Source organism: Streptomyces sp. NPDC054757 (assembly GCF_053612185.1).
In genome coordinates, this window is the sequence record NZ_JBSHBW010000057.1 from 1 (window position 1) to 8856 (window position 8856).

At 71.1% G+C, this 8856-nt stretch carries 9 protein-coding genes; 5 read left to right on the forward strand and 4 right to left on the reverse strand.

Annotated elements, in window-relative coordinates; genetic code table 11:
- Nucleotides 1–261: 261 nt before the first annotated feature.
- On the forward strand, nt 262–801 hold the full coding sequence (locus tag ACWGKJ_RS34760) for an ATP-binding protein (protein WP_385033951.1): 540 nt from the start codon (nt 262–264) through the stop codon (nt 799–801).
- A 239-nt stretch (nt 802–1040) separates the two neighbouring features.
- Here ACWGKJ_RS34760 and ACWGKJ_RS34765 read toward each other — a convergent pair whose 3' ends face one another.
- Together ACWGKJ_RS34765 and ACWGKJ_RS34770 are read right to left on the reverse strand one after the other, a co-directional pair.
- On the reverse strand, nt 1041–1475 hold the full coding sequence (locus tag ACWGKJ_RS34765) for an SRPBCC family protein (RefSeq protein WP_385033948.1): 435 nt from the start codon (nt 1473–1475) through the stop codon (nt 1041–1043).
- Between the two features lie 258 nt (nt 1476–1733).
- Nucleotides 1734–2711, reverse strand: coding sequence for a PRC and DUF2382 domain-containing protein (locus ACWGKJ_RS34770; protein ID WP_385033945.1), 978 nt, complete (start codon nt 2709–2711; stop codon nt 1734–1736).
- A gap of 314 nt (nt 2712–3025) precedes the next feature.
- Here ACWGKJ_RS34770 and ACWGKJ_RS34775 point away from each other — a divergent pair, with 314 nt between their 5' ends.
- The 3 genes from ACWGKJ_RS34775 to ACWGKJ_RS34785 all read left to right on the forward strand — a co-directional run bounded on the left by ACWGKJ_RS34775 (nt 3026) and on the right by ACWGKJ_RS34785 (nt 4851).
- Nucleotides 3026–3856, forward strand: coding sequence for a YoaK family protein (locus ACWGKJ_RS34775; protein WP_453315906.1), 831 nt, complete (start codon nt 3026–3028; stop codon nt 3854–3856).
- Between the two features lie 37 nt (nt 3857–3893).
- Nucleotides 3894–4547, forward strand: a complete 654-nt coding sequence (locus ACWGKJ_RS34780; RefSeq protein WP_385033939.1) for a DUF6629 family protein — start codon at nt 3894–3896, stop codon at nt 4545–4547.
- A gap of 109 nt (nt 4548–4656) precedes the next feature.
- Nucleotides 4657–4851: an antitoxin gene (locus ACWGKJ_RS34785; protein WP_385033936.1), complete on the forward strand. Its 195-nt coding sequence runs from the start codon at nt 4657–4659 to the stop codon at nt 4849–4851.
- Between the two features lie 173 nt (nt 4852–5024).
- On the opposite strand, the gene ACWGKJ_RS34790 is transcribed toward ACWGKJ_RS34785, so the two are convergent.
- On the reverse strand, nt 5025–5786 hold the full coding sequence (locus ACWGKJ_RS34790) for an MgtC/SapB family protein (protein ID WP_385034179.1): 762 nt from the start codon (nt 5784–5786) through the stop codon (nt 5025–5027).
- A 197-nt stretch (nt 5787–5983) separates the two neighbouring features.
- Here ACWGKJ_RS34790 and ACWGKJ_RS34795 point away from each other — a divergent pair, with 197 nt between their 5' ends.
- On the forward strand, nt 5984–6868 hold the full coding sequence (locus ACWGKJ_RS34795; protein WP_385034177.1) for a glycoside hydrolase family 19 protein: 885 nt from the start codon (nt 5984–5986) through the stop codon (nt 6866–6868).
- An 81-nt stretch (nt 6869–6949) separates the two neighbouring features.
- Here the strand turns inward: ACWGKJ_RS34795 and ACWGKJ_RS34800 are convergent, their stop codons facing one another.
- The gene (locus ACWGKJ_RS34800; protein ID WP_385034182.1) at nt 6950–8494 is read right to left on the reverse strand and encodes a DEAD/DEAH box helicase; all 1545 of its coding nucleotides are present in this window, start codon (nt 8492–8494) and stop codon (nt 6950–6952) included.
- Nucleotides 8495–8856: the final 362 nt, after the last annotated feature.

Genomic DNA, 8856 nt, shown 5'->3' on the forward strand with positions numbered 1-8856 from the left:
GGCCCCCCGGCCCCCCCCCCCCGCCCGGTACGTGCCGCTACCGCCGCCGGAGGATCCCGTACGGGTGGGGGCCTCCGGCGGCAAGGAAAAGGGCCAGGTCAGGCCGGTGCCGCTGCCGCGCGTTGCGGATTCACCCGGATGGGGTGACTCTGGTGGAAGTCAGTGTGTGTTTAGCCGATTACTTTCGGTTTCCTCGGGGCTGTCATGTCAGACGAGGTGAGGCCGGTACACCGCCGCCCACCCTGATGAGGAGACGCAGTCGTGATCACAGAGACATCCCGCGAGTACGTACTGGATCTGGAAGCAACACCCGACCGGGTGCCGCAGGTCCGGCGCATCGTCGCAGCGCATCTACGCCACTGGCAGCTCGAAGAGCTGATCCAGCCGGTCAGCCTCGGCGTGTGCGAGCTGCTCACCAACGTCCATCTGCACGCGGGCGAGGACAAACGCTGCACCCTGGAACTGCGCTTGACCGGCCGCAACCTCACCGCGGCCGTGCTGGACGCCAGTTCGCGGCTGCCGCGACTGCGCTGTGCCAGCCCGCTGGTGACCCAGGGCCGCGGCCTGCCGATGGTCTCCAGCCTCAGTGACAGCTGGGGTACGCACGCCACCGATGGCGGCAAAGTGGTCTGGTTCACGATCCGTGCCCAGGCCGCCGCCTGCAGCCCGCTCGAACTCCGTACCCCCCTTCCGGCCGTCTCGACGGCTGCCCGAGGTCTCGGTCTCCCCGAGCGGTCCGCGCTGCCGCAAGGACGCGCCGAGGACGCCCGGTTCGCGGAACTCGTGGACGCCGGCTCCTGACCCCGCCACCGTTCCGCGGCGCCCGGCGCCGCGGAACCGCACTGGTTCCACCGTGCTCTGCGCAGGCAGTTCGGCCGCGCAGGGCACGCGTGGTACCCGCTGGGCATCCCTGATATCCGCAGGGCGCGCGTAAGACCCGCAGGGCAGGCGTACGGCCGACCCCTCCGGGGCTTGTGCCCGTCGGGCGGTCCGTCCGGAACCGTGCCCGCCGTCCGGTCAGGGCCGGTGACCCCCTGCGGTCAGTCCCGGAGCAGCCCGGCCACCGCACGGCCGAAGAGCAGCTGACCCGACCGCGCGGTGAGCGAGTCGAAGACCCCCGGCAGCCGCGCGATGCGCAACTCCTCGCACCACACGACGCGGCAGCCGCTGCCCTCGGGGCGCACTTCGATCCCGGCCCGCCCCAGCACCACCCGGCCCTGCTTCTCCAGCTCGCAGAAGCCCGGGCGGCCGGACTGCGGCGGTTCCCAGCGGACGACCTCCATCGGATCGTCGAACCCCGCGGCGCCGACCCCGGTGCGCGCGACGAACCTCGTCCCCACTCCGTTGGGCCCCGGGGTCACCACGCTGATCCTGGTCAGCGGTACCTGGGCGGCGTGCATCTCCCACCGGGTGAGGCGCCGCCAGGCTTCTTCCGGGGGCAGTGCGCTGGCACGTTCGATACGGAACTCAGCCATGGGCGCCGACAGCGGGGTGCGTACGGATACGGGTGGGCGGCGCGGTACGGAACATGCGCGGAGAAGCTCCCTGGTCGTCGGTCCGGTGGACTGATCGTCGCTCCTGCGGAACCGGCCCAGCGTAGGCACACCCCAGGGGCCCCGGGGCCCCTGACCCACGGCAGAGGGTGGTGTGTCCCCCCGCGGAGACACACCACCCTCTGCCGGCCGGAACCGGCCGCGCCCCAGCCGCGTCCGGAGCGCGCCGGGCACACGGCTTCAGTGGCCGGTGCCCTCCGTGTCGCCACGCTCCTTCGCGGTGTGACCGTCGTCGTACTGGATCTGCTCCTTGCGGACCTCGGCGGAGACTTCCTTCTGCTCGGTGACCTTCTCCGTCTCCATCCGCACCCGTTCGACGGCCACGGCCTCCTTGCTGACCACGGGCTGCTCGGCGTGCAGAACCACCTCGGACTCCGCCTCGCCGATACGGGCCCGCTCCGCCGTGGTGCGGTCGCCCTCCTTGATGGGCTCCCTGACGACGTGGACCTCTTCGTGGCTGACCGGGACGGTGGTCGTCACGTTCTCGGTGACCACCGTCTTGCGCAGCCGTGCGCGGCCCGCGACATGCTCTTCGGTGCCGACCCGCAGCTGCTCCTCGGAGCGGATGAGCTCCTCGTTCTCGTCCATGGCACCGCGCGAGCCCATACCGGCGGGAACGCCCCGGGCACCGGCGGTCGTGTCGGCCCCGGTGTGCATGCTGCTCTGCGCGTCACGGCCGCCCATGCCGGCGGCGGGACCGGTCGTCCCCGCCGTGCCCCGGGTGCCCGCGGTGTCCGCTGCCTCACCGTGCAGCGGGCCTGCCGCCTTCCGGTTCGCGGCGCCGGCCGCTCCTGCGGCCCCCGCGGCTCCGGCGGCTTCCGGGGCGCCGGCCGACTGGCCCGGGTGGGTGAGCCCGTAGTGCTGGTACAGCTCCTGCTCCTGGGCGAGGTCCAGGTGCTGCTCGGCGTCGAGCCGCGGGGCGTCCTTGACGAGCTCCTTGGCGTGGGGGATGTGCAGGGCGTTCTCCTCACGCCGGGCACCTTCGAGCGGGATGAAGGTTTCCTTGGTGCCGAACAGGCCGGTCTTCACGGTCGCCCACTCGGGGCGGCCACTCTGGTCGTCGAGGTAGACCTGCTCGACGCCGCCGATCTTGTCCCCGGTGATGTCGTAGACCATCAGGCCGGTCAGCTCATCGGGGCTGCGGAAGTCGGCTGCCATCTGTGATCACTCCCTTGTACGTGGTCCGGCAGAGGCTCGGACGGCCCCAGCCCGCGGATTGCACGCGTCATTCCATCGGGTGCTCATTTGCGCCTCCCGGCAACACGACTGGGCCCGGCCGACTGCCGGAATGTGCGGGAAGGGCGGTGTGCGCGCCCCGCCGCCCTCCTCACGAAGACCGCGGCCGGTTACGCCATACGAGTGAACCCGGGTGAGATGCGCTGCCCGGAGGCTGTCCGTCCGGGACGGCTGTGTCCCCGGGCGCCGTTGTGGTGGCCGGGGTTAGCGGCGAGCATGGGGCCGGAGGTCCGAACTTGCCGAAGAGACGCGCCGCCAGGCATGCCCGTGCCGCTGTGCTGCCCCTGCTGGCGGCTGCGGCGGGAGCCGTGGACGCGCTGGCCTTCATCGCTCTCGGTCATGTCTTCGCCGGTGTGATGACCGGAAACCTGATCCTGCTGGCCATCGGCCTGGGCAGCGGATCGCCGGGCGACGCGGCGTATCCGCTGGTGGCGCTCACCGGATTCGCGCTGTCCGTGGTCGCGGCGGGCCGCTTCTGCCGTACGCACGGCAGCGCCCGTACGGATGTGACCTCCGCGGGTGAGGGGCCGGGCGGCCACTGGGGCCGGGGAGTGCTCGTCTGTCTCATGGCCGAGGTCGCCCTGCTCGCCGCCGTGGGTGTGGCCTGGGCGGACGCCGGAGGCCACCCGGACGGCGCCGGCCGCGCCGCGCTGATCGCCGTGCTGTCCGTGGCGATGGGCCTCCAGACGGCCGCGATGTTCGCGGCCGGCCCCAGCGGCGCACCGACGACGTACTTCACCGGGACGCTCAGCGCGCTGCTGACCAACCCGTCGGGCGGACGCCCGGCCGGAAGCCGGCTGGCCGCGTTGCTCGCGGGTGCGGTGGGCGCCGCTGCACTGCGGACCTGGGCACCCGCCTGGGCGGCCCTGCCGCCGCCGGTATGCGCCGCGGGGGCCCTCGCGTGCGCCCTGTCGGCCGGTCCGCACGAACCGGAGCCGTCAGCACAGTCCGAACCGAAGCCCCCCACACCGAAGCCCCCCACACCGAAGCCCCCCACACCGAAGCCCCCCACACCGAAGCCCCCCACACCGAAGCCCTCCAGACCCTCCGGACCGGAGGAGCCATGACAGGACACCGGGCCGCCTAACAACTTACGGAGGCACCATGTGCTGGAGTGCGACGGCCGACCTCGCGGCGGGCTCCGCCGTCGCAGCGGTCGGGGTGGCCTGTCTGGCACGGACGCGCCGCACGCGTGACCTTCCGCTGGCCGCACTGCCGCTGCTGCTCGGAATCCACCAGGTCATCGAGGCGGTCGTCTGGCACGCCGGCGGTGGCGCGGGCCCGGCCACCACGGCCTGGGCCGTCGTCGCCCTGCCCGTACTCGCACTCTGGGTGCCCTGCGGCGTCCTGCTCGCCGCACCCCGCCCGGTACCCAGCCGCCTCCTGCTGCCCGTCGCCGCCGGGACCGCCACGGCTTCGGTCCTCGCGCTCCGTATCGCTGCCCGGCCGGTCACCGCCGAAGTCCGCGGGCACACGGTCGGGTACGTGATCGACCTGCCGCTTCCCGCCCTCGTCGTCGCCGGGTATCTGCTGGCCACCGTCGGGTCCCTGGTAATCACCACTGATCCGCTGCTGAGACTCTTCGGTGCGGTCGTCGGCGCGGGAGCCCTGATCTGCTTCCTGCTCTGGAGGCTGGAGTACGTCTCCACCTGGTGTGCCTTCGCCGCGGTCAGCGCGGTTCTCATGCTCGGCTGGGTCCGCAGGGGGCCCGGAAGCCCCGCCCGTGCCCGCCGGAATCCCGGAATCCGTACGCCCTGAGGCTGCCGCCGTGCTGCGGATCCGGTGCGCCGCGGCCCGCCGGGATGCGGACCCGGTCAAGAGCGCACACCCTGGAGTGGAGGGGGAACCGCTGTGAGGAGGACCACTCATGTCCATGATGGACAAGCTGAAGCAGATGATGAAGGGCCACGAAAGCCAGGCCGGGAAGGGGGTCGACAAGGCGGGAGACGCCGTCGACAAGAAGACCGGCGGCAAATACGAGAAGCAGGTCGACACCGGTCAGGACCAGCTCAAGAACCGCTTCGGTTCGGGCGGCGACCAGAACGACCAGCCGCACTCCTGACCTCGCCCCGCACATCTCGCTCGCTGCTCATGGCGGCTCCGGCCCCGTGCGGTGAAGCCCGGCGGCCCCGGGCTTCACCGCCCGGGGCCGCTGCGCGCTGAACGGGAAACAGCGGCGCTCCGCGGGCCGGTGGCGGATCGCCTCGGCGCCGCCGGGCTCCGAAGTCCGAAGGGTCAGTCGGCGAGTTCGCCCTTGATGGACGAGACACTCAGCACGCCCTCGAACTCGGAGAGTTCCGCCACCAGCTGATGAACGCTGCCCGTTCCCTCGATATCCATATGGACGAAGGCCGTCCCCGCCTCGTCGTGTCTCAGCTCCGTGTCTTCCGGGGCCTTATCGTTCGCGCGGTCCACCCGCACCTGAACGACCTGGAACCCCTTGCTGGTCGCCCGCTCCAGAATCCTGGTCAGCACGCTGGTGCCGATCGTGTACGCGAGATGCAGCCGGGTCTGCTCCGTGGTCGCGATCGACGGGATGCGCCGCGTCACCCACGAGTAGCCGTGCACCACCAGGAAGTGGACCATGGTCGCCCCGATGGCCAGGAGCGGAAGTCCACCACCGCACGACATACCGATGGCGCAGGTGAGCCAGACCGTGGCAGCGGTGGTCAGGCCGCGTACGGCGTCCCGGCGTACGAAGATGAGCCCGCCGCCGATAAAGCCGATCCCGGAGACGACCTGGGCGGCGACCCGTGACGGGTCGAAGGAGACGTTGTGCAGGGCGAGGACCGCGTTGAACCCGTGCTGCGACACCTCCATGAACAGGGCGCTGCCCACGCCGACCAGGGTGTGGGTACGCAGTCCCGCACTCTTCTGACGGGTGGCCCGTTCGGCGCCGATGAGGGTCGACAGCAGAAGCGCCAGGCCGAGTTCGGCGAACTGACGTGCCCCCTGGCCTGCGCCGGGATCGAACAGGGGCGTGGCTACAGCGTGCAACAGACCCTCCATACCGTGCTGGAACAACAGCTCCGACCCTACGGCCTCAGCTGCTGAGCCCTGTAGCCGCCACGGCTCCCCGGTTGTGCACCAGAATGCGGCCGCACCCTTGACAGGTCCAGACCAATAGCGCTTGAGTGCCCTCACCCCCACAAGCGGACATCGTTGTCGCGATGACCGCGCGAAGGAGTGATCACGTGTCAAGACGCTTCATGGCTCTGCTCACCGCCCTGGTGGCGGCCATCGGATTCGCCGTCTTCCTGCCGATGACACCGGCCGCGGCCGCGACCTGCGCCTCCGCCTGGAATTCCTCGTCCGTCTATACGGGCGGGCAGGGCGCCTCGTACAACGGGCACAACTGGACCGCGAAATGGTGGACCCAGAACGAGACGCCCGGCTCCGCCGACGTCTGGTCCGACCAGGGTGCCTGCGGTGACGGCTCCACCACACCGCCCGTCGACTCGGGCTTCGTCGTCAGCGAGGCCCAGTTCAACCAGATGTTCCCGAACCGCAATTCCTTCTACACCTACAGCGGGCTGACCGCGGCACTGAGCGCCTACCCCGCCTTCGCGAACACCGGCAGTGACACGGTCAAGCGCCAGGAGGCCGCAGCCTTCCTCGCCAACGTCAGCCATGAGACCGGCGGTCTCGTCTACGTCGTCGAGCAGGACACCTCCAACTACTCCCACTACTGCGACGCGTCGCAGTCCTACGGCTGCCCCGCGGGCCAGTCCGCCTACTACGGCCGGGGGCCGATCCAGCTCAGCTGGAACTTCAACTACAAGGCGGCGGGCGACGCGTTGGGCATCGACCTGCTCAACAACCCGAACCTGGTGCAGACCGACCCGGCCGTGGCCTGGAAGACCGGCCTCTGGTACTGGAACACCCAGACCGGGCCCGGCACGATGACCCCGCACAACGCCATGGTGAACGGCGCCGGCTTCGGGCAGACCATCCGGAGCATCAACGGCAGCATCGAATGCGACGGCGGCAACCCGGCGCAGGTGCAGAGCCGGATCGACAGCTACCAGCGCTTCGTCCAGATCCTCGGAACCACCCCGGGATCCAACCTGAGCTGCTGACCGGCGGCAGCAAGCCCGATCGCCGCCCCGCGCAGTGCGGAGCGGCGATCGGTTGTGACACCCGGTGGTGCGGAGTGTCCGTCAGGCGACGTTCTTGTACGACGACCCCTGCTGCGGCGGGTTCCCGGAGCGGCCGCGCGGGGCCCCCGTGGCGCGGCGCGCCTGGGCGGGGCGGCCGCGCCGGCCGCGGGACGACGAGGAACCGCCCTTGGGGCGCTCCGTGACCGGCGCGGAGACGGTGACCGGGACACCCGAAGGCGCCTGGGCGCCGGTGATCCGGCTCAGCTCGGCCTCGCCGGACCGCACCTGGGCGATCTGCGGGGTGATCCCGGCGTCGGCCATCAGCCGGGACATCTCGCGCCGCTGGTTGGGCAGCACCAGGGTGACGACACTGCCTGACTCGCCCGCACGCGCGGTACGGCCGCCCCGGTGCAGATAGTCCTTGTGGTCGCTGGGCGGGTCGACGTTGACGACCAGGTCGAGGTTGTCGACATGGATGCCGCGGGCCGCGACGTTGGTGGCCACCAGTACGGTGACCTGCCCCGTCTTGAACTGGGCGAGGGTCCGGGTGCGCTGCGGCTGCGACTTCCCGCCGTGCAGCGCGGCGGCCCGTACGCCGCTGTTCAGCAGGTGCTTGGTCAGCTGGTCCACGGCGTGCTTGGTGTCCAGGAACATCAGCACCCGGCCGTCACGCGCGGCGATCTCGGTGGTCGTCGCGTACTTGTCGGCCCCGTGGATGTGCAGCAGGTGGTGCTCCATCGTGGTCACCGCGCCCGCCGAGGGGTCGACGGAGTGGACCACCGGGTCGTGCAGATAGCGGCGGACCAGCAGGTCGACATTGCGGTCCAGGGTCGCCGAGAACAGCATGCGCTGCCCGTCCGGGCGTACCTGGTCGAGCAGTTCGGTGACCTGTGGCATGAAGCCCATGTCGGCCATCTGGTCGGCTTCGTCCAGCACGGTGATGGCGACCTGGTCGAGGCGGCAGTCGCCGCGCTCGATGAGATCCTTGAGCCGGCCCGGGGTCGCGACCACGATCTCGGCGCCGCCCCGCAGAGCGCCGGCCTGCCGGCCGATCGACATACCGCCCACCACGGTGGCCAGCCGCAGCCGCAGCGACCTTGCGTACGGGGTGAGCGCGTCGGTGACCTGCTGGGCCAGTTCACGGGTGGGGACGAGGACCAGTGCCAGCGGCTGGCGCGGCTGCGCGCGCCGGCCCGCGGTACGGACGAGCATGCCGAGGCCGAACGCGAGGGTCTTGCCCGACCCGGTGCGCCCGCGCCCCAGCACGTCCCGGCCGGCCAGCGAGTTCGGCAGCGTCGCGGCCTGGATCGGGAACGGCTCGTTCACACCCAGGCTCGTGAGCATCTTCAGCAGCTCGGGCGGCAGCCCCATGTCGGCGAACGAAGCGGCCGGGGGCAGTGCCGGGGTGATCGTGACGGGCAGGGCGAACTCACCCTGCGGGGCGGGCCTGCGGCCGCGGCCACCGGAGCGGTTGGGGGCGCCGGACCTGCCGGATGCGCCGGAGCGGTTCGATGCCTGGGAGCGGAAGCCGCCCCGGCCCGAACCTGAGCCCCCACCGGTGCGGGTACGGGAGTGACGGTCGTTCGTACGTGCTGTGCGGTCCATACGGATCCTTCCTCGATGTGGCACGTATCGAGGAATTCCCGGCAGCCGACAGAGGCCGCAGAATCGCAAGAACGAGCCGGAATAAAGAGCGAAATCAAGGCCGGGCAGATCGGAGAAAAGCCAGGGCGGTGAGATCGGGACAGCCGGAGACCGCCGAACGGATGCGGCTGGTGTACCGGCTGGTACAGGGTTCTGGTTCGGACGGGCCCCTGTCCGTCGACCGGAGGCGGCGGGCTGTGCACTCTGCCCCGGCGGGGCTGCGGTGCGCGCCCGGTTACGGGCCCTGCCGGAAACCGTAACAGGGATCCGGGCGAAGCCCGAACAAAGCAACAAGCTGGGGCCCGCACCCCAAGGTGCGGGCC